This window comes from Mesoterricola sp. JemC181, from assembly GCF_055384585.1.
In genome coordinates this window covers 1,296,337-1,316,441 of sequence record NZ_AP045076.1, presented here as the reverse complement: position 1 = coordinate 1,316,441, position 20,105 = coordinate 1,296,337, and the positions used below count along the sequence as shown (strand labels likewise).

Here is a 20,105-nt window from a genome sequence, read left to right as displayed (position 1 = left end):
CTACACGCAGCCGTCGGGCTTGGGCAGGCCCGCGAGCTTGCAGGCCCCCCGGGCCGGGCCGCCGGGGAAGAGATCGTAGATCTGCTTGAGGGGCACGCCGGAGCCCTTGCACACCTGGCGCACCATGGGGGCGGCCTCGTGCTCCAGGAAGTGGCCCCGGATGAACCGGATCACGGACCAGTGCTGCTCGTTGAGCGCCTCGAGGCCCTCCTCCTGCCTTGCGAGGGCCAGGGCCAGATCCTCGTCCCAGACCCCGGGATCCACCAGGAAGCCCTCTTCATTCAGTTCCACCGCGGTTCCCCTGCACGTCACACTGGGCATGGCCTGTCCTCCGGGTTCCATTTTGTGTGCACGTGTCGCATGATTGTATGCATGACAATGTGGGTACCTCATCTCCCGGCCTCGGACCAGCCCGCCTACCTCGCCATCGCCGACGCCATCGGTGACGCGATCCGGCTGGGCCGCCTCAGGCCCGGGGACCAGCTCCCCACCCACCGGCTCCTGGCCGATCTCCTGGGCGTGAACGTGAGCACCGTGAGCCGCGCCTACCGCGAGGCCGCCCGCAGGCGCTACCTGGGGGGCGAGGTGGGCCGGGGCACCTACGTGCTGGGAGTGGCCTCCGAGGCCGCGCTGTTCGCCCTGCAGCAGAAGCCCCTGGGCGGGGTCATCGACCTTTCCGCCAACATCCCCCCCGTGGCCGCGAGCGACCCGGACCTGGCCGCGGCCCTGCGCCGCCTGGACGCGGGGGCCGCGGCGCGGCTCCTGCACTACCCCGGGGCCGGGGACACCCTGGCGCACCTGGACGCCGTCTGCCGGTGGCTGAAACGCCGGTCCGTGGAGACCGCGCCTGGGGACCTCCTGGTGTGCGCCGGCGCCCAGCACGCCATGGACACCGCCATCTCCCTCTTCCCCGACGCCGAGGAGATCGCCTGCGAGAGCCTGGTCTACCCCGGCCTCAAGGCCGCGGCCCGGCACTGGAAGCGGCGCCTGCACGCCCTGGCCATGGACGCCGAGGGCATCCTCCCCAGCGCCTTCGAGGGCGCGTGCCGGGCCGGGATCCGGCTCGCGGTGTTCTCCCCCACGCTCCAGAACCCCACCACCGCCACCCTGGGCCTGGACCGGCGGCGCACCCTGGTGGCCATAGCCAGGAAGTGGGACGTCCTGATCATCGAGGAGGACGTCTACGGGCTGCTCAGCGAGGACGCCCCCCCGGCCCTGGCGGCCCTGGCCCCGGAGCGGGTGGTCTACCTCACGGGGCTCTCCAAGACCGTCGCCCCGGGCCTGCGCCTGGGCTACCTCGCCTTCCCCCGGGACCAGAGGGCCCGCGCCCGGGACGCCGAGCACCACACCAGCTGGTACGTCTCGCCCCTGGCCATGGCCCTGGCCACCCGGTGGATGGAGGACGGCACCGCCTGGCGGCGCCTCGTGGCCCAGCGCAAGGAGCTGGCGGCCCGCCACCGGATCGCCCGGGACCAGCTGGAAGGCCTGGCCTGGCGGGGGGAGCCGCACTGCCCCCACCTCTGGCTCACGGCCCCTCCCGGCGGGTCCGCGGCCTTCGCCCAGGCCGCCGCCGCGGCCGGGGTGGTGGTCGTGCCCGCGGGCGTCTTCGCCTCGGGGCGCCAGAACCCGGACGGGGTGCGCATCTCCCTGGGGGCGGCCACGGACCGGGCGGCGCTGGCCGATGCCCTCGGAAGGCTGGCGGCCCTGGGCGGTCGCCCCTGATCCGGCGGGCTCCGAAGTTCCTTGTCACAGGGCGGCCCCTGGGCGCACCCTAATCCCTAGCGACTGAATCCGCGTATCAAGATAGCCGCATCCCGCGGTTCCGGATACCGGATCCACCTGCAAGGAGACAACATGATCACCAAGCTCATCGGGGCAGCCACCCTCTTCAGCGCAGGCGCCGTCCTCCTCACGGGCACCCCCACCATCGCCGCCACCCGGGTCGCCACCCAGGGGCAGGGCGCCGCGCTCACCGCCGCCGGGTCCTGCGGCGCCGACGCCAAGAAGGACGATGCCGCCAAGGGGAAGAAGGAGGAAGGCGCCAAGGCCAAGAAGGACGGCTCCTGCGGCAAGGACAAGAAGGTCAAGAAGGACGGCTCGTGCGGCAAGGACGGCTCCTGCGGCAAGGACGGTTCCTGCGGCAAGGACAAGAAGGAGAAGAAGGACCCCGCCCCGGCGAAGCCCTAGGCCCGCCATGGAGCGGACCCCCTTCACCGGCATCGGCCTGGGCCTGCGGCGTCCCCACATGGAGGCCGTGGCCCGGGATCCGGGGCTGGGGGTCCCGTTCTGGGAGACCTGCCCCGAGAACCTCATCGGGGAAGGGGGCCGCCACCACCGGTGGGCCATGGCGGTGCTGGAACGGGACGCGGTCCTCACCCACGGCCTCGCGATCTCCCTGGGGGGCTTCGATCCCTGGGACAAGGACTACCTGTTGGAACTGGGCAAGTTCCTGACGCGGACCGGCACCCCCTGGCATTCCGAGCACCTGTGTTTCACCAGCGTTGACGGCAGCTGCCTTCACGACCTGCTCCCCCTGCCCTTCACCCGGGAGGCGGCGCGGCACACCATCCGCCGGGCCCGGGACCTGCAGGCGCGCCTGCCGGTGCCCCTGATCCTCGAGAACATCACCTACTACGCCCCCCTGGGCCGGGGGGAGATGGACGAGGCCCAGTTCATCGCCGAGGTGCTGGAAGGCGCTGACGCGGGCTGGCTCCTGGACATCAACAACGTCTACGTCAACGCCCTGAACTTCGGGTTCGACCCCCGGGAATGGCTGGCCTCCATGCCCCTGCACCGGGTGGTCCAGATGCACATCGCCGGGCACCGGAAGATCGGGGACCTGACGGTGGACACCCACGGCGCCCCGGTCATCGGGCCGGTGGCCGAGCTCATGCGCTGGACCCTCCAGCGCATCGGCAGGCGGGTCCCCGTGCTGCTGGAACGGGACAGCCACATCCCGGAGCTGGCCGAGCTCCTGGCGGAGCGCGAGGCGCTCCAGGCCGTCTACGACGAGGCCCTGGGGCCGGTCCATGCCTGAGTCCCGGACCCTGCACCTCCAGCGTTCCCTGGCGGCCCTCGTGCTGGACGCCGTCCCCCCCTCCGGCGAGCCCTTCGACGGCCTGCGGGAGGGGCTCCTGGCCTACCGGGACCTGGCCCGGCCGAGCCTGGTGGACCCCCTGGAGACCATGTTCCCCGTCACCCTGGCCCTGCTCGAGGAGGAGCACGCATGGACACCCTGCGTGGACGCCTTCCTCGAGGCCCGCTGCGTCCCCAGCCAGCACCACCGGGACATCGCGCCGGCCTTCCTGGGCTGGCTGGCGCGCACCGGCTGGGGCCTGGACCGCTGGCCCTTCCTGCAGGAGCTGGTCCACTGGGAGCTCCTGGAGACCCTCGTGTACCGCTTCGAGGACCTGCCCGCCCCGGAGGGCCTCGCCCCCTCGCCCGGACCCGGGTCCCGGGTGGTGCTGGATGCAGCCACGCGGCTGGTGTCGTACGCCCACGCCGTGCACCTCGCCTCGGAGGCGGCTCCCCGCCCGGAGCCGGGAACCGTCCACCTCCTCGCCTATCGCGACCGCGAGGGCCTCTTCGAGGCCCTGGAACTGACCCCGGCCACGGCCTACCTGCTCACGGAGGGCGCCTCCCGGCCCCTGGGGGAGGTGCTCGAGGAGCTGGGCATCGCGGACACCGGGCCTTCCGTGGCGTTCCTGGAGGATTTGCGCGAGACGGGCGCCATCGCGGGGTTTACCCTAGCGGGACGATGACAGGGACTCCCCCGACCGAAGCGCAGCTCATCCGACTGGCCTCCCAGGGCGATTCGGACGCCTTCGGCGACCTCGTGCGGCCCCACCTGAGCCTCTTCCACAACGGCATCAACCGCATCCTGGGCAACGTCTCGGACACCCAGGACGCCCTGCAGGACGCGCTCATCGGCATCTTCCGGGACCTGCCCGGCTTCGAGGGCCGCAGCCGCTTCTCCAGCTGGGCCTACAAGGTGTGCATCAATTCCGCCCTCATGCACCGCCGCACCCGGAGCCGGAACCCCGAACCCGCCGACTTCCCCGGCCTGGGTCCTTTCGACCGGGACGGCCACCACCAGGAGCGGCACGGCCCCGAGTGGCACGTGGAGGCCGAGGCCCACGGCCTGGTGGAGAAGCGGGAGCTCCGCGAATGCCTCCTGGCCGCCCTGGACGACCTCCCCGACGGCCACCGGGACGTCTTCGTCCTCAAGGACCTCGAGGACTGGGAGACCTCCGACATCGCCCGCCACCTCGGGCTGGAACCCGCCACGGTGCGCCAGCGCCTGCACCGCGCCCGCGTCCTGGTCCAGTCCCGCCTTCGAACCTTCGTCCAGGGAGGCCGCCCGTGAAGCTCATGCCCACCTGCCGCGAGGTCCAGACCCTGGCCACCGAGTACCGGGAAGGATCCCTTCCCTTCGCCCAGCGCCTGGGCATCGCCATCCATCTGGCCCTGTGCTGGGCCTGCAGGGCTTTCCTGAGAGGCTTGGAGGCCTTGCCGGGCATCGGGAGGAGGGCCCTGAAGCCGGAGCCCGACGCGCCGCCGGAGGCCCTGGACGCGCTGGCGGGGGCGCTGAAGGAGATCAGGCGTTAGCTATTCGTACCTCAGCGCATCGATCACATCCAGCCGTGAGGCCTTCAGCGCCGGGAGAAATCCCGCCAGCACCCCCACCGTCCCGCTGAAGCCCAGGCCCAGCGCAACGGCCCAGGTCTCCATCACCGCGGGGGTCGTGGTCGCGCTGCGCAGGATCCAGAGGGTCGCGCCGGCCAGGGCGATGCCGATGGCCCCGCCCAGGATGGACATCACCACGGCCTCCGTGAGGAACTGCAGCAGGATCGTGCGCCGCAGGGCCCCGATGGCGCGCCGGACGCCGATCTCCCGGGTGCGCTCGGTGACCGACACCAGCATGATGTTGGAGATGCCGATGCCGCCCACCACCAGGGAGATGGCGGCCGCCAGGGCCAGGAAGAGGGTCAGCACATCGGCCTGCTGGCTCATCATCTTCACCAGGTCGTCCTGCTTGCGGATCGTGAAGGGGGACTCGTCCCTGTCGGCCACGCGCAGGCGCTGCCGGAGCAGGGCCCTGATCTCGTTCTCGGCGAGCTGGGCCCGGCCCTCCTGCGCGCTCACCAGGAGGTTGGAGATCCGGTCCCGGCCCATGAGCTTGTGCATCACGGTGGAATAGGGTGCGACGATGACGTCGTCCTGGTCCCCCATCATGCCGGCGCCCTTGGACTCCAGGAGGCCGACGATCTCGAAGGGGAGCTTGCCGATGCGGATGACCTGGCCGATGGGATCCTCCCCGCCGGGGAAGAGGTTCTTGACGACGGTGGTGCCCACCACGCACACCTTGGCCTGGCTCTTCACCTCGCCCTTCGTGAAGACCCGGCCGTCCCGGACCGTCCAGCCCTGGATGCGCGCGAAGCCTTCCCCTGCGCCCTGGATGCTGGTGAGGTAGTTGAAGCTCTGGAAGACCGCGGCCTGGGAGGTCCTCACCTGCGGGGTGGCGGCCACCACGCTGGTGGCGCAGAGCTCCTGCTCGATGAGGGCGGCGTCCTCCTCACGGAGCACCTCCACGCCCCCCGCGGCCATGGGCCCCATGCGGCTGTTGGCGGAACTCCCGCCGTTGAAGATGATGAGCGTGTTGGATCCCATGTTCTGGATGACGGCCAGGGTGGCCTCCTTGGAGCCCGTGCCGATGCCGATCATCACGATGACGGACCCCACGCCGATGATGATCCCCAGCATGGTGAGGATGGCCCGGGAAAGGTTGCGGGTGAGGGATGCCAGGGCCAGGCGGAAGAGCTCGCGGATGTCCATGGCGGCCTCAGCGGGGAGGAGGGCCGCCCGGGCCGCCCAGGGGCGAGGCCTTGGCGGGCGTGGCGGCGGCGGTCTCGGTGCCGGCGAGGATCGTCAGCCCCTCCCGGACGCCCTCCCCGGACACTTCGGAGAACTGGCTGCCGCTGGTGCCGACCTTCACGGGGATCGCCCTGGGGGCGCCGTTCTCCAGCACCCAGACCTTGTCTCCCCTGGGCGCGGGCTGCCCTCCCGGATTGAAGCGCAGGGCCGCGTTGGGCACCCGCAGCACGTTCCTGCGGTCCGCGGTGAGGATGGACACGTTGGCCGTCATGCCCGGGAATAGCGCCATCTCGCCGCGGTAGACGGGGCTTCCGGCGGGGGCGTAGCGCGCCGTGGCGGAGGCCTTCGAGGTCTGTCCCGCGGCGGCGGGGCGGGGCACGTTGGCCACCTCCATCACCACGGAGTAGGTGACCACGTTGCTCGATACCGTGGGGTTGAGCTGCACTTCGCTCACGGAGCCCCGGAAGGCCATGCCCGGGTAGCTGTCCACGGTGAAGGTCGCCTCCTGCCCCGTCCGGATCGACCCGATGTCGGCCTCGTCGATGGCCGCGGTCACCTTCATGCGGGAGAGGTCGTTGGCGATGGAGAAGAGGCTGGGCGTGCTGAAGCTGGCCGCCACCGTCTGCCCCACGTCCACCACGCGGGACACCACCACCCCGTCCACCGGCGCCGTGATGGTGCAGTAGGCGAGGTTGATGCGCGCCTTGCGCACCGAGGCCTGGGCGGACTCCAGGTTGCCCAGGGCGGTCTCATAGGCGTTGACCTTGGCGTCCAGGTCGGCGGTGGACAGGAGCTTCTCCGCGGCCAGGCGCCTGTTCCGCTCCAGGTCGTCCTTCGCCAGGACGCAGGCGGACTTCGCCTTGCGCAGGTTCGCCAGGGCGTCGGCCACCAGGGTCTCGTTCACGGTGGCGTCGATGCGGGCCACGACCTGGCCCTTCTTCACGATGCTGTTGAAGTCCGCGTAGAGGCTGGTCACCACGCCCGACACCTGGGTGCCCACGGACACCTGGGTCAGGGCGTTCACGGTGCCCGTGGCCGTGACCTTCCGGCTCACGTCCCCCACTTCCACCTTGGCGAACCGCCACTGCGCCTGGGGCTTGGGCCTGATGGCCACCCAGGCGGCGCAGCCCGCCAGGGCGAAGGCGACGGGGATTCCCAGAAGGACGGCAGGTCTCATGGCGGATTCCAAGGAGCAGGCGGGTCAAGATCCAGCTTCCTGAGGATAGACGGGCCAGGCCCGCCGCCGTTCAGACCTGCCGCCGGATCGAGGGCATTCGCCGCCGGGCGTCGATCCTGCGCCGGTGAATGCCCGCCCTTCCGGAATGCGGGGACCGTCCGCTCAGAACTTGGCGAATTCCGGATCCTCCTTGAGGGGGAGGCGAGGCGCTACGTGGGCGTTCCTGGGCGGAGGCGGGGTGCGCACCGGGGCCTTCCGGGGCCGCGGCGCCTCCTCGAGATGGAAGAAGGCGATGGTCGACTGCATTTCCAGGGCCTGGGCGTTCACCTCCTCGGAGGTGGACGCCAGCTCCTCGGAGGCCGCGGCATTCTGCGCCACGGCCGTACTGATCTGACCGATGGCCTGGCTTATCTGGGTGATGGCACCGTTGATCTGGACGACCCCCGTGTTCTGTTCCGTCGAGGCGGCGGCGATCTCCAGCACCAGGTCGGAGGTCTTCTGGATGGACGGCACGATGGTCGCCAGGAGGGCTCCGGCCCGCTCCGCCAGGACCACGCTCCCGGAGGCCAGTTCGCCGATCTCCGCGGCGGCCTCCTGGCTGCGCTCCGCCAGCTTGCGCACCTCCGCCGCCACCACCGCGAAGCCCTTGCCGTGCTCACCCGCACGGCCCGCCTCGATGGCGGCGTTCAAGGCCAGCAGGTTCGTCTGGTAGGCGATGTCATCGATGATGCCGATCTTCTTGGCGATGAGTTTCATGGCCCCAACGGTCTCCTGGACGGCCTGGCCCCCTTCGACCGTTTCCCGGGAGGTCCGGATGGCGATATCCCCGGTCACCTTGGCGTTTTCATTGTTCTGGGAAATGGAGGCGCTCATTTCCTCCATGGAGGCGCTGGTCTGCTCCAAGGACGAGCTGGTTTCCTCCACGCTGGAGGCCTGTTCGCTGGCCCCCTGGCTCAGCGACTGCGCGGTGGCGCTCAGCTGGTCCGAGGCCCCCACCATGGACGCGGAGGCTTCCTGGATCCGGGCCACGACCTCCGAAAGCTTCTTCACCATGTCCCGGATGGAGGCCATCATGCTGTCCCCATCCCCGGGAACGGTCGCCACCTCCATGGTCAGATCCCCGATGGCGACCCGCCGGGCAATGGCCGCGGCGTCTGCCGGTTCCCCGCCCACTTGCTTCTTGATGTGCCGGGCCACCAGGAACCCGATGCCCAACGCGGCCGCGAAACCCGCCAGGACGATCAGGCCGGTCTGGATCCGGAGGCTGGAGACCACCGCGGCGCTCTGCTGGTGGGTGCTTTCCGCATCCCGGATGTTGAGGTCCTGGATCCGGGTCAGGGCGGCGTCCAGGGCATGGGTCTTGGGCCGGACCTCCGCGAAAAGGTACTGCCGCGCGTCCTCGAGCCTGCCGGAATCGACCATGGCGAGGTAGCGCCCCACCCCGTCCTCGTACGCCGGCCAGGCCGCGTCAAAGGCGCTCCAGAGGGCCACCTCCTCGGGCACCATCCGGGTGGCCCTTTCCTTGGCCACCATGTCGAACAGCTCCTTCCGGGCCTTCTCCATGGAGGCCCTCGCCTCCCGCCGCCGTTCCGCGTCCGGCGCGACGAAATAGATGTTCGCCACCCGGGCGAACATGATGAAGGAGCTTCGCGCTTCGCCCACGTATTTCAGGGACATGAGGTTGTTGTCGAACATGTCCTTCATCATCCCGTCCACCTTGCCGGTGTTGGACATGCCCAGGAGGCCCACCGTGACGGAAACCAGAGCGACCAACGAAAAGGCGAGCATCAGCTGCGTAGCCAGTTTCAATGATTTATACCATTCCATGGCTCAGCCCTCCCGAGGCGCCTTCAGGTACAGACCCGCGCCACGCCCGCACGCAAAAAGCGTGCAGGCAGTCCTTGGCACCGGGCTCTGATTAGATGCCCAGGGCGGCTCCTTGTGCCATCGCCTCCCTCCTTAATAGGCCTTGTCGTGCACCCCCGCCACGGCCCGCCCCGACGGGTCGGCCCGGTCCTTGAACGAGGGGTCCCACGCCAGGGCCGCCGCTGTGGAGCAGGCCACGCTGGCCTCGAAGGGCACGCAGTTCACGGCGGTGGCCATGGGGAAGTGGGACTCGAAGAGCTGGCGGTAGAGGTAGGCCTCCTTGGTGAGCGGCGTCTTCACGGGGAAGCGCTCCCCGGCCCCGCGCATCATGCCGTCGGTGATCTCGGCCTCGGCATGGGCCTTGAGGGCGTTGATCCAGCCGTAGCCCACCCCGTCGGAGAACTGCTCCTTCTGGCGCCACAGCACCTCGTCGGGGAGCCAGCCGTCGAAGGCCTCGCGCAGGAGGTGCTTCTCGATGTTGCGGGGGGTGTTGCGGGGGATCTTGAGGGAGGGGTCGAGGTTCATGGCCACGTCCAGGAACTCCCGGTCCAGGAAGGGGACCCGGGCCTCCACGCTCCAGGCGGCGGCGGACTTGTTGGCCCGGAGGCAGTCGTAGAGGTGGAGCTTCGAGAGCTTGTTCACCGTCTCCTCGTGCAGGGCGGGCCCCGAGGGGGCCTTGTGGAAGTAGAGGTAGCCCCCGAAGATCTCGTCGGCGCCCTCCCCGCTCAGGACCATCTTGATGCCCATGGCGCGGATCTTCCGCATCATGAGGAACATGGGGGTGGAGGCCCGGATGGTGGTGATGTCGAAGGTCTCCAGGTGGTAGACGACGTCCGACAGCGCGTCGATGCCCTCCTGGATGGTGAAGTGGATCTCGTGGTGGATGGCGCCGATGTGCTCGGCGACCTTGCGCGCGGGCGCCAGGTCCGGGGCGTCCTTGAGGCCCACCGCGAAGGAGTGGATGCGGGGCCACCAGGCCGGGCCGCGGTCGTCCTCCTCGACCCGGTTCTCCCGGTAGCGCGCGGCGATGGCCGCGATGATGGAGGAGTCCACGCCACCCGAGATGAGGAGGCCGTAGGGCACGTCGCACATGAGCTGCCGGTGCACGGCGTCGGTGAGGGCCTTGCGCAGCGCCTGGGCGTCGTAGGGCCTGGACGGGACGAAGCCGGGCTCCGCCCACTTCGGCTCGTAGTACCGCTGGAACCCCTTCTCCTTCTCGTGCCCCTGGTAGAAGCACCCCGCCGGGAACTCCTGGATGCGCTCGCAGTGGCCCGTCAGGGCCTTGAGTTCGGAGGCCACGTAGAGGTTCTCCTGGCGGTCCCAGCCCAGGTAGAGGGGCACGACGCCGATGGGGTCCCGGGCGATGAGGTAGCTGCCGTTGCGGGGATCGTAGAGCACGAACGCGAAGATCCCGTTCATGGCGTTGAGGAACTTCTTCGGGGATTCCTCGTCGTAGAGGTAGAGGATCACCTCGCAGTCGGACTTCGTCTGGAAGTCGTGGCGCTCCCGGAGCCCCCTCTGGAGGTCCTTGTGGTTGTAGATCTCCCCGTTGACCGTGAGGAGGTTGCCGGTGAGCGTGTCCACCAGGGGCTGGGCGCCGTGCTCCACGTCCACGATGGAGAGCCGCTCATGGGCGAGGATGGCGTGGTCGTCGCTGTAGATGCCGCTCCAGTCGGGCCCCCGGTGTCTGAGCTTCCGGGCCATGGAGAGGGCCTGCCTGCGGAGCTCGCCGGAATTGGAACGGGTCGGGTCGATGTCGAGAATGGCCAGGATGCCGCACATGGGAGGTCCTTTCGGGGAGATAAAAAAAGCCCCACGCGTGAACGTGGGGCGGAAGCGAGGACGATCCGGTCAGATCACCAACTCCACCCCGGGGGCGGATTGTTATTGGCGAAGTTGACGGACGCGAAAGTCATGGTGGAAGTATTGGGCATGGGGCATCCCGGGTCAAGCCAGGAAGAAGCGGTAGGCCGGATTGTCCTTCTCGTCCGTCCATTCGTACCCCAGCTCCCCCAGGAAGGTCCAGAAGGCGCCCTCGTCCTCCCGCGGCACCTCCATGCCCGCGAGCACCCGGCCCACGTCGGCGCCGTGGTTGCGGTAGTGGAAGAGCGTGATGTTCCAGCCCTGGCTCATGCGCGTCAGGAAGCGCAGCAGAGCGCCGGGGCGCTCGGGGAACTCGAACCGGTACACCCGCTCCAGCTCCGGGTTGGGCGTGAAGCCCCAGGCCAGGTGGCGCAGGTGGAGCTTGGCCAGCTCGTTGTCGGTGAGGTCCACCGCCACGAGTCCGTTGGCGTGGAAGAGCGCCATGAGCGCGTCCACCTCCCCGCGGCCCGACACCTGGATCCCCACGAAGATCCGCGCGCTGGACGCGTCCGAGTAGCGGTAGTTGAACTCCGTGATGGAGCGGTTCCCGATGAGCTCGCAGAAGGCCCGGAAGCTGCCGGGGCGCTCGGGGATGACCACCGCGAACAGGGCCTCCCGCTGTTCCCCGGACCCCGCCCGTTCCGCCACGAAGCGGAGCCGGTCGAAGTTGAGGTTCGCCCCGCTGAGGATGGCCGCCAGGTCCAGGCCCTTCCTGCCCTCCGACCACTTCCGCAGGCCCGCCACCGACAGGGCGCCGCTGGGTTCCAGCACGGTGCGGTTCTCGGAGAAGACGTCCTTGATGGCCGCGCAGATCTCGTCCGTGCCCACCCGCACCACCTCGTCGACGGTGTTGCGGCACAGGCGGAAGGGGAGCTCCCCCACCTGGCGCACCGCCACGCCGTCCGCGAAGATCCCGGCGTGGTCGAGCTTCACGGGCCGGCCCGCGGCCAGGGCCCGGGCCAGGCAGTCGGAGTCCGCGGGCTCGACGCCGATGACGCGGATGGCGGGCAGGAGCCGCTTGATGCAGGTGGCCACGCCGGCGATGAGCCCGCCCCCGCCCACCGGGACGAACACCGCGTCCAGGCCCCGGGGCCGCTGGCGGAGCAGTTCCAGACCGACCGTGCCCTGCCCGGCGATGACGTCCGGGTCGTCGTAGGGGTGGATGGGCGTCAGCCCCTCCTCCGCCAGGCGCCGGGCCTCGGCGGCGGCCTCGTCGAAGGAGTCGCCGTGGAGCCGCACCTCCCCGCCCAGGCGCCGCACCGCGTCCACCTTGATGGCAGGGGTCGTCAGGGGCATGACGATGACCGCCCTGCAGCCCAGCCTCTTCGCCGCCAGGGCCACGCCCTGGGCGTGGTTCCCCGCCGAGGCCGCCACCACGCCCCGGGCGAGCTCGTCCGTCCCGAGCTTAACCATCTTGGCGTAGGCTCCCCGCAGCTTGAAGGAGAAGACGGGCTGCAGGTCCTCGCGCTTGAACCAGACCCGGTTGCCCAGGGCGGCGGAGAGGAGCGGGGCGGCCTCCAGGGGGGACTCCACGGCCACGTCGTACACGGGCGCGGTGAGCATGCCGTTGAAGACCGCCAGACCCTCCGGATCTAGGCTGCCCTGCATTTGAACCTCCGGGCCGTCTGGTCGAGGAAGTCGCCGGCCAGGGGCGAGGCGCCCCGGGTGCGGCGCCAGGCCACCCGGATGTCCCGGCCGATGGACTGGGACTTCATGCGCGGCGCGACGAGGCTGCCGTCCTTCAGCTCCCGCTCAAGACAGAGCCGGGGCAGGATGGCGATGCCGGCGCCGGCGGCGACGAAGCGCTTGATGGACTCGAGGCTGGGCAGCTCCATGGCGACCCGGAGCGCGACCCCTTCCTGTCCGAACTGGTAGTCCAGGCGCTTGCGGCTGGGCGAGGCGGCCGAGTGGGCCAGAAAGGCCTCCCCCGCCATCTGCTGGAAGCTCACCTGGCTGAAGCGCGCGAAGGGGTGCTGCGGGGGCACCGCCAGCACCAGGTCGTCCCGGAAGAGGGCCTGGGTCTCCAGGTCCCGGTGGCTGGGCGCATAGGAGAGGAAGCCGAAATCCAGGTCCTGGTCCAGGAGGGCCGTGGGGATCCCGGAGGCCGGACACTGCACCAGCTCGATCTTGGCGTGCGGGTGGTCCAGACGGAAGCCCTCGATGAGGGACGGCAGGAGGTAGTCGCACAGGAGCCCGTTGGCCGCAAGGCGGAGCACCCCTCGCTTGCCGTTGCGGCGCTCCGCCATGGTCTTGACCGCCCCGTCCCACAGGTGGAGCATGCGCCCGGCGTAGGACACCAGCGCCGAGCCGGCCCCCGTGAGCACCGCGCGCCGGGAGGTGCGGTCCAGGAGCTGCACCTCGAAGGTCTCCTCCAGGCGCCGGATGGCCTGGCTCACGGCGGGCTGGGAGCGGTTGAGCTTCTCGGCGACGCGGGAGAAGCTCCCCTCCTCGGCGAGGCACACCAGGATCTCGAGATCGGACAGGTTCATGGAGGGCTCCAGAACGAAAAAGCCCCGCGACCTTTGGGGTGCGGGGCGGAAGGGGTGAACTGGTTCTGCTGGCTAGATGGCCCCCGCCCCGTGGTCAATAATTACGACCACCGACAGGTTGCTAAGGGCGAGGACGGTCCCGAGCGCGCGGACGCCGGCCAAACCGGCGTGGCCGGCGGCGGGGGCGAAGGTGCGGGACATGGTCATCATTGATTTCAACTAGAAACAGGGTGCAATGGCGATGTCAAGGGTTCCGTGCAGGGAGCGATTTGAAATCTGATATATTAGATATCAGCTTTCCTCTGGAGTCCCCCATGCCCGGTTCCCTTCCCTGCGCGGAGCGCCGCAACCGCCTCAAGGCGCAGATTCCCTCGGGCATCCTGCTCCTCCTCGGCAACGAGGAGAGCCCCATGAACTACGCCGACAACGCCTTCCCGTTCCGGCAGGACAGCACCTTCCTCTATTTCACGGGCGTGGACCGCCCGGGCTTCGCGGCCATCCTGGACCTGGACGAGGACCGCGCCACCCTGTTCGGGGACGACTGCACCCTGGACGACATCGTGTGGATGGGGCCCCAGCCCCTGGTGCGGGACCTCGCCGACGCCGCCGGCATCGCCTACACCGCCCCCGCAGCGGCCCTGAAGGAGCACCTCTGCCGTGCCCAGGCCTCCGGGCGTCCCGTGCACATCCTGCCTCCCTACCGGGCCGAACACCACCTGCGCCTCCTCGAGGGCCTGGGCCCCCGCGCTCCCCAGCCCTCGGCGGCCTTCATCCGCGCCGTGGCGGAACTGCGCATCCGGAAGTCCCCCGCGGAAGTCGAGGAGATCGAACGCGCCGTGGACACCTCGGTGCGCATGCACCTGGAGGCCATGGCCATGGCCCGCCCCGGCATGCGGGAGGCCGAGATCATGGGCCGCGTCACCGACATCGCCCTGGCCGCCGGCGGCGGGCTCTCCTTCCCCGTCATCGCCACCGTCCGGGGCGGCGTGCTACACAACCACCACTACGGCAACACCCTGGAGAGCGGCCAGCTCTTCCTCCTGGACGCGGGCGCGGAGACGGCGGGCCACTACGCCGGGGACCTGTCCAGCACCTTCCCCGTGGACTGCGCGTTCACCGCGCGCCAGCGGGACATCCACGACCTGGTCCTCGGGGCCTTCCTGGCCGCGGAGGGGGCGCTGCGCCCGGGCATCGACTTCAAGGAGGTCCATCTCCTGGCCTGCCGGACCCTCGCGGCCGGCCTCAAGGACCTGGGACTGATGAAGGGAGACGTCGAGGACGCCGTGGACCAGGGGGCCCACGCCCTCTTCTTCCCCTGCGGGCTGGGGCACCTCATGGGCCTGGACGTGCACGACATGGAGAACCTGGGCGAAACCCTGGTGGGCTACGAGGGCCGGCCCCGCAGCACCCAGTTCGGCCTGAAGTCCCTGCGCCTGGCCCGGGAGCTCCAGGAGGGCTTCGTCCTCACGGTGGAGCCCGGCATCTACTTCATGCCCGAGCTGACGGAGCGCTGGCGCGCCGAGGGCCGCTTCAGGGACTTCATCGACTACGGCGCCCTGGAGGCCTACGCGGGCTTCGGCGGCCTGCGCATCGAGGAGGACTTCCTGGTGACCGCCACCGGAGCCCGCCGCCTGGGCCCGCCCAAGCCCCGCACCGCCCTCGAGATCGAAGCGGCCCGGGGGTGACCATGGGCATCGTCGCGAAGTCCCTGCGGGAACAGGTCTACGACCACCTGAAGGCCGAGCTCAAGTCGGGCGCGCTGACCAGCTCGGCCTTCCTGGACCTCAACCGCCTCGCCGCGGAACTGGGGGTGAGCCGGACCCCGCTGCGGGACGCCCTTATCCAGCTCGAGGCCGAGGAGTTCGTCACCATCTCCCCCCGCCGGGGGGTATCGGTGCGGGCCCTGGACGCCACGGACATCAAGGAGATCTACCAGCTGGTGGGGGCCCTGGAAGCCAGCGCCGTGCTGGCCTCGGCGCCCCTGGGCCCCGGGGACCTCGCCCGGCTCCGGGAGCTGGACCGGCTGGCCACCGCGGCCGTGGAAGCCGGGGACTGGCACGCCTACTACGCCCACAACTACGCGTTCCACGACTTCTTCCTGGAGCGCCAGGGGAACCGGCGCATCACCGCCCTGGTCCACCTGAAAAAGCAGCAGCTCTACGACTGGAGCCGGAAGTTCGAGCGGATCCACACCAGCTGGGAGAACAGCGGCCTGCGGGAGCACGAGGAGATGGTCGACCTCCTGGAAAAGGGCCGGTTCGAGGACGCGGCGGCCTACCTCCGGGACGTGCACTGGGGCTTCAAGGTGCAGGAGGCCTTCGTCAACCAGGTCTACTTCCAGGAGCGCGCGTGAAGGGACGGGTCTTCAACATCCAGCGTTTCTCCCTCCACGACGGCCCGGGCCTGCGCACCACCGTGTTCATGAAAGGCTGCCCCCTGGACTGCGCCTGGTGCCACAACCCCGAGAGCCAGTCCCCCTGCCGGGAGGCGGTGCTCCAGGAGGGCCTGTGCATCCGGTGCGGCACCTGCGGCCCCTTCCCGGAGGACGCCAAGGCGGAAGCCTGCCCCACCGGCGCGCGCCGCATGCTGGGCCGGGACGTGGAGGTGGAGGAGCTGGTGGAGGAGGTGCTGCGGGACCGCATCTTCTTCGACGAGTCCGGCGGGGGCGTCACCTTCTCGGGTGGCGAGCCCCTGCTCCAGGCCGCGTTCGTGGGGGCGGCCCTGGCCGCGCTGCGTGCCCGGGGCGTGCATACGGCCCTGGACACCTGCGGCCTGCCCGCAGGGCGCCTGCAGGAGACCGCCGCGCTGGCAGACCTCGTCCTCTTCGACCTCAAGCACATGGATGGCCCGCGCCACCTGCACTGGACGGGCGTGGACAACGCGGAGATCCTCGCGGCGCTGGCGGCCCTGGGAAGCACCCACGGGAACCTCCGGGTCCGCGTGCCGGTGGTCCCGGGGGTCAACGACGACGACGCGAACATGGACGCCACGGCCCGCTTCGTGGCCACCCTTCCCGGCGCGCAGGTGGACCTCCTGCCCTACCACGCCACCGGTTCGGCGAAGTTCGCGCGCCTGGGCAGGAACTACGCCCTGGACGGCCTCCGGCCCCCCGCGCCAGAGCGCATGAAGGAGCTGGCGCAGCGCTTCAGGAACCATGGAATCAAGGTCGGAGGTCAGTCATGAACGAACGCACCGCCCGTCTCCGCCAGGAAAGCCTGGAGGCCGTCCCCTCCCTGAGCCCCGAACGGGCGCAGCTGGTCACCGCCTTCTACCGTGAGCACCTGGGCAAGCACGCCGTCCCGGTCATGCGGGCCCTGGCCTTCCAGCACCTCTGCCGGCACAAGACGGTGTGGATCGGCGACGGGGAACTGATCGTGGGCGAGCGCGGACCGCGCCCCAAGGCCGTGCCCACCTTCCCCGAACTCACCTGCCATTCCGTGGAGGACCTGCGCATCCTGGACTCCCGGCCCATGACCCGCTACCGCGTGGACGCGGCCATGGTCGAGGCCTACGAGCGGGACGTCATCCCCTACTGGCGGGACCGGAGCCTGCGGGACCAGATCTGGGCCCTGCTGCCGCCGGAGTGGCTCGAGGCCTACGACGCGGGGGTCTTCACGGAGTTCATGGAGCAGCGGGCGCCGGGGCACACCGTCCTGGACGGCAAGATCTACACCCGGGGCCTTCGGGACTTCCAGGAGGACATCCGCCGCAGCGACGCGGCCCTGGATTTCGAAAGGGATCCCGAGGCCGGCGACAAGCGCGCCGAGCTGGAAGCCATGCGCATCTCCTGCGACGCCCTGATCCTCCTTGCGGAGCGTCACGCGCAGGAGGCGGAACGCCAGGCCCTGGCGTGCGGCCCGGCTCGACGGGAGGAGCTGCTGCGCATCGCCGCGGTGTGCCGGCGGGTGCCGGCCCAGGCGCCGCGGGATTTCCAGGAGGCGCTGCAGTACTACTGGTTCTGCCACCAGGGCGTCATCACCGAGCTCAACGGCTGGGACGCCTTCAGCCCCGGGCACCTGGACCAGCACCTCCTGCCCTTCTACCGGGCCGGACTGAAGGACGGCACCCTCACCCGGGAGGCGGCGCGGGAGCTGCTGGAGTGCTTCTTCGTGAAGTTCAACAACCACACCGCGCCCCCCAAGGTGGGCGTCACGGCGGCCGAGAGCGGCACCTACACCGATTTCGCCAACCTGAACCTGGCCGGGCTCCTGCCGGACGGCAGCGACGGCAGCAACGAGCTCACGGAGCTCCTGCTGGAGATCGTCGAGGAGATGCACCTCCTCCAGCCCAGCAGCAACGTGCAGGTCTCCCGCAAGACCCCCGACGCCGTGCTCAGGCGCGCGCTGCGGGTGATCCGCAACGGCTACGGATTCCCTTCGCTGTTCAACGCGGACGCGGTGGTGGAGGAGCAGCTGCGCCAGGGCAAGTCCCTGGAGGACGCCCGGGAGGGCGGGTGCTCCGGGTGCGTGGAGGTGGGCGCCTTCGGCAAGGAGGCCTACATCCTCACCGGCTACTTCAACCTGCCCAAGATGCTCGAGCTGGCCCTCCACGACGGCGTGGACGCCCGCACCGGAATGCCCCTGGGGCCGCGCACGGGAACGCCCGCCACCTTCGAGGAGGCCATGGCCGCCTTCGAGGCCCAGACCCGCCATTTCCTGGACATCAAGATCCGCGGCAACCAGCTCATCGAGCGCCTCTACGCCACGCGCATGCCCGCGCCCTTCCTGTCCGTGCTCACCGACGACTGCATCAAGCGGGGCCAGGACTACAACGCGGGCGGCGCCCGGTACAACAACACCTTCATCCAGGCCGTGGGCATCGGCACCGTCACCGACAGCCTTGCCGCCATCAAGGCCCTGGGCCCGTCCGCGCTGCCGGAACTCGTCGCGGCCCTGGACGCGGATTTCGCCGGCAGCGAGGTCCTGCGCCAGCACCTCCTCCACAAGGCCCCGAAGTACGGCAACGACGACCCGGCGGCGGACGACGTCATGGTGCGGGTCTTCCGGTTCCTCTTCCACGCCGTGGACGGCCGCCCCAACGGCAAGGGCGGCGCCTACCGCCTGGAGATGCTGCCCACCACCTGCCACGTGTACTTCGGCCAGGTGTGCCAGGCGTCGGCCGACGGCAGGAAGGCCGGGGAGCCCGTCTCCGAGGGCATCTCCCCCGTGCAGGGCGCGGACCGGTCCGGCCCCACCGCCGTCCTGCGCTCCGCCGGGAAGATGGACCACGTGAAGACCGGCGGCACCCTCCTCAACATGAAGTTCACGCCGGGCCTCCTGGCCGGGGAGGACGGCATCGACCGCCTCCTCCATCTGGTGCGCGGCTACTTCAAGATGGACGGCCACCACGTCCAGTTCAACGTGGTCACCGCCGCCACCCTGAAGGAGGCCCAGGCCGACCCGGGCGGCCACCGGGACCTCATCGTGCGGGTGGCGGGATACTCGGACTACTTCTGCGACCTGTCACGGGAACTGCAGAACGAGATCATCCACCGGACTGAGCACCAGGAATTCTAGCCCGTCACCCATTTCCGGAACCGGGGCAGGACCACGTCCGGCGCGAACCGGGCCTGGCAGGCGTTAAGCGCCCTAAGGCGCATCTGGTCGGCCTCGGCGTCGCTGCTGCGGAACACGGTGCACAGGGTCTCGGCCAGCGCCACCGGGGCGTGGGGCGGGACGCACCAGCCGTAGCGGCCGCCTCCCAGGATCTCCTCGGGACCGCCGTGGTCGGGGCCGATGAGGAGGAGGCCCGCCGCGGCCGCCTCAGGGTAGACCATGCCGAACGGCTCGTCCCAGGGCACCAGGGCGAAGACGTCGCAGGACTGGCGGAGCGCCCTCAGTTCGGCGTCGGAGAGGAAGCCGTGGAAGGTCACCGCGTCGTCCAGTTCCAGCTCCTTCACCAGGGCCTGGAGGCTCTCCAGGGCCTCGCCCTTGCCCACCACGTGGAGCCTGGCCTGGGAGCCCAGGTGGGGCCTGGCCAGCCGGAAGCCGCGGATCACGGTGTCGACGTTCTTCATGAGCTCGAGGCGGGTCTGGACCAGCACCTGGAGCCCGTCCCGGTTGATCCCGGACCGGTGCGGCAGGGGGTCCATGGGCACCACGGGGTAGTGCACCTCCGCCGGGCGTCCTCCGTAGGCCGCGGCCACGCTGGCGCGGGTGTACGAGCTGTTGGCGGCGATGCCGTCCAGCTTGGCGATCCCGGCCTGGTCGAATTCAACGCCGCGCCGCCAGTCCCACTTGTTCTCCCGTTCCCGGGACAGGTGGCGGTCCATGCCCCGGGCCAGCTCCGGGTGGCCGGAAAGGAGGCCCTTGGCGTTGGCCTCGGTGAGGAACCGGTTGGTCTGGCGGGGGTAGAGTCCCCGGGGGGGTTCGTGGCAGAACCAGAGCTTCCGGGCGTCCACGGCGCAGGCGCCGAGCATGGCGGGGGAGGGATGGTTGTGGGCCAGCACCACGTCGGGGGCCAGCGTCCGGAGCAGGGCCGCCACCCGCTTGGTCCGGTGCCGGAGCATGGCGTTCCGGTCCAGGGCGAAGGGCAGGTCGGTCCAATGGTGCCTGGGCACCAGGTGCACCGGGATCTCCTCCAGGGGGCCCTTCCAGTGGACCGGGTCGTAGGCGAAGGTGACCACCTGCACGTCGACCCCCGCCCTGACGAGATCCTGGGCCTGCACCAGGGCCAGGATCTCCGCCCCGCCCCGCGCCAGGAACCCTCTGTGCAGAATCACAAGCCGCATGCACCATCTCCAGTCGATTTCCAATGTGGCACGGCCGCGTGCTGCCCTTTGACGCCACCGCCGAACGTCGAATCCGCAGGGGCGAACGGGGCCCGGCGAGGGCCGG

The 20,105-nt window shown here is 70.2% G+C and carries 19 protein-coding genes; 10 read left to right on the top strand and 9 right to left on the bottom strand.

The window, feature by feature from the left end:
* On the bottom strand, window positions 1-321 hold the full coding sequence (locus ACZ5MC_RS05865) for a TusE/DsrC/DsvC family sulfur relay protein (protein WP_464517285.1): 321 nt from the start codon (window positions 319-321) through the stop codon (window positions 1-3).
* A gap of 51 nt (window positions 322-372) precedes the next feature.
* On the opposite strand from ACZ5MC_RS05865, the gene ACZ5MC_RS05860 reads away from it, so the two are divergent.
* The 6 genes from ACZ5MC_RS05860 (at window position 373) to ACZ5MC_RS05835 (ending at window position 4,608) form a co-directional block, all read left to right on the top strand.
* Window positions 373-1,722 carry an aminotransferase-like domain-containing protein gene (locus ACZ5MC_RS05860; protein ID WP_306599384.1) on the top strand — a complete coding sequence of 450 codons (1,350 nt, stop codon included), beginning with the start codon at window positions 373-375 and terminating at the stop codon, window positions 1,720-1,722.
* A gap of 132 nt (window positions 1,723-1,854) precedes the next feature.
* Entirely contained in the window at window positions 1,855-2,187 is a 333-nt protein-coding gene (locus ACZ5MC_RS05855; RefSeq protein WP_464517284.1) for a hypothetical protein, read from the top strand.
* Between the two features lie 7 nt (window positions 2,188-2,194).
* Entirely contained in the window at window positions 2,195-3,037 is an 843-nt protein-coding gene (locus tag ACZ5MC_RS05850; protein ID WP_464517283.1) for an MbnB/TglH/ChrH family RiPP precursor modification enzyme, read from the top strand.
* Entirely contained in the window at window positions 3,030-3,761 is a 732-nt protein-coding gene (locus ACZ5MC_RS05845) for an HvfC/BufC family peptide modification chaperone (protein ID WP_464517282.1), read from the top strand. The genes ACZ5MC_RS05850 and ACZ5MC_RS05845 overlap by 8 nt, the downstream gene beginning before the upstream one ends.
* Window positions 3,758-4,366, top strand: coding sequence for an RNA polymerase sigma factor (locus ACZ5MC_RS05840; protein WP_464517281.1), 609 nt, complete (start codon window positions 3,758-3,760; stop codon window positions 4,364-4,366). The genes ACZ5MC_RS05845 and ACZ5MC_RS05840 overlap by 4 nt, the downstream gene beginning before the upstream one ends.
* Complete coding sequence (locus tag ACZ5MC_RS05835) at window positions 4,363-4,608, top strand: cupin domain-containing protein (RefSeq protein WP_464517280.1); 246 nt, start codon at window positions 4,363-4,365, stop codon at window positions 4,606-4,608. Before ACZ5MC_RS05840 ends, ACZ5MC_RS05835 begins: the two co-directional genes overlap by 4 nt.
* Here the strand turns inward: ACZ5MC_RS05835 and ACZ5MC_RS05830 are convergent, their stop codons facing one another.
* The 7 genes from ACZ5MC_RS05830 to ACZ5MC_RS05800 form a co-directional block, all read right to left on the bottom strand.
* Window positions 4,609-5,835, bottom strand: coding sequence for an ABC transporter permease (locus ACZ5MC_RS05830; RefSeq protein ID WP_464517279.1), 1,227 nt, complete (start codon window positions 5,833-5,835; stop codon window positions 4,609-4,611). It lies immediately after the preceding gene.
* A 7-nt stretch (window positions 5,836-5,842) separates the two neighbouring features.
* Window positions 5,843-7,051 (bottom strand): efflux RND transporter periplasmic adaptor subunit, encoded by a 1,209-nt coding sequence (locus tag ACZ5MC_RS05825; RefSeq protein WP_464517278.1) that lies wholly within the window; start codon window positions 7,049-7,051, stop codon window positions 5,843-5,845.
* Between the two features lie 162 nt (window positions 7,052-7,213).
* Window positions 7,214-8,878, bottom strand: a complete 1,665-nt coding sequence (locus tag ACZ5MC_RS05820; RefSeq protein WP_464517277.1) for a methyl-accepting chemotaxis protein — start codon at window positions 8,876-8,878, stop codon at window positions 7,214-7,216.
* Window positions 8,879-9,010: 132 nt separating this feature from the next.
* The gene (gene asnB, locus ACZ5MC_RS05815) at window positions 9,011-10,699 is read right to left on the bottom strand and encodes an asparagine synthase B (protein WP_464517276.1); all 1,689 of its coding nucleotides are present in this window, start codon (window positions 10,697-10,699) and stop codon (window positions 9,011-9,013) included.
* Window positions 10,700-10,864: 165 nt separating this feature from the next.
* Entirely contained in the window at window positions 10,865-12,388 is a 1,524-nt protein-coding gene (ilvA, locus tag ACZ5MC_RS05810; RefSeq protein ID WP_464517275.1) for a threonine ammonia-lyase, biosynthetic, read from the bottom strand.
* Window positions 12,373-13,269: a LysR family transcriptional regulator gene (locus ACZ5MC_RS05805; RefSeq protein WP_306599373.1), complete on the bottom strand. Its 897-nt coding sequence runs from the start codon at window positions 13,267-13,269 to the stop codon at window positions 12,373-12,375. The genes ilvA and ACZ5MC_RS05805 overlap by 16 nt, the downstream gene beginning before the upstream one ends.
* Before the next feature lie 72 nt (window positions 13,270-13,341).
* Entirely contained in the window at window positions 13,342-13,476 is a 135-nt protein-coding gene (locus ACZ5MC_RS05800; protein WP_306599372.1) for a hypothetical protein, read from the bottom strand.
* A 107-nt stretch (window positions 13,477-13,583) separates the two neighbouring features.
* Between ACZ5MC_RS05800 and ACZ5MC_RS05795 the strand changes: the two genes are divergently transcribed.
* The 4 genes from ACZ5MC_RS05795 to hypD are packed head-to-tail and all read left to right on the top strand — an operon-like array spanning window position 13,584 to window position 18,785.
* Window positions 13,584-14,954 carry an aminopeptidase P family protein gene (locus tag ACZ5MC_RS05795; RefSeq protein WP_464517274.1) on the top strand — a complete coding sequence of 457 codons (1,371 nt, stop codon included), beginning with the start codon at window positions 13,584-13,586 and terminating at the stop codon, window positions 14,952-14,954.
* Window positions 14,955-14,956: 2 nt separating this feature from the next.
* Window positions 14,957-15,622 (top strand): GntR family transcriptional regulator, encoded by a 666-nt coding sequence (locus tag ACZ5MC_RS05790; protein ID WP_464517273.1) that lies wholly within the window; start codon window positions 14,957-14,959, stop codon window positions 15,620-15,622.
* Window positions 15,619-16,452 carry a glycyl-radical enzyme activating protein gene (locus ACZ5MC_RS05785; protein ID WP_464517272.1) on the top strand — a complete coding sequence of 278 codons (834 nt, stop codon included), beginning with the start codon at window positions 15,619-15,621 and terminating at the stop codon, window positions 16,450-16,452. The genes ACZ5MC_RS05790 and ACZ5MC_RS05785 overlap by 4 nt, the downstream gene beginning before the upstream one ends.
* Window positions 16,449-18,785: a trans-4-hydroxy-L-proline dehydratase gene (hypD, locus tag ACZ5MC_RS05780; protein WP_464517271.1), complete on the top strand. Its 2,337-nt coding sequence runs from the start codon at window positions 16,449-16,451 to the stop codon at window positions 18,783-18,785. Before ACZ5MC_RS05785 ends, hypD begins: the two co-directional genes overlap by 4 nt.
* On the opposite strand, the gene ACZ5MC_RS05775 is transcribed toward hypD, so the two are convergent.
* Window positions 18,782-19,999 carry a glycosyltransferase family 4 protein gene (locus ACZ5MC_RS05775; RefSeq protein WP_306599367.1) on the bottom strand — a complete coding sequence of 406 codons (1,218 nt, stop codon included), beginning with the start codon at window positions 19,997-19,999 and terminating at the stop codon, window positions 18,782-18,784. The genes hypD and ACZ5MC_RS05775 overlap by 4 nt on opposite strands.
* Between the last annotated feature and the right edge of the window lie 106 nt (window positions 20,000-20,105).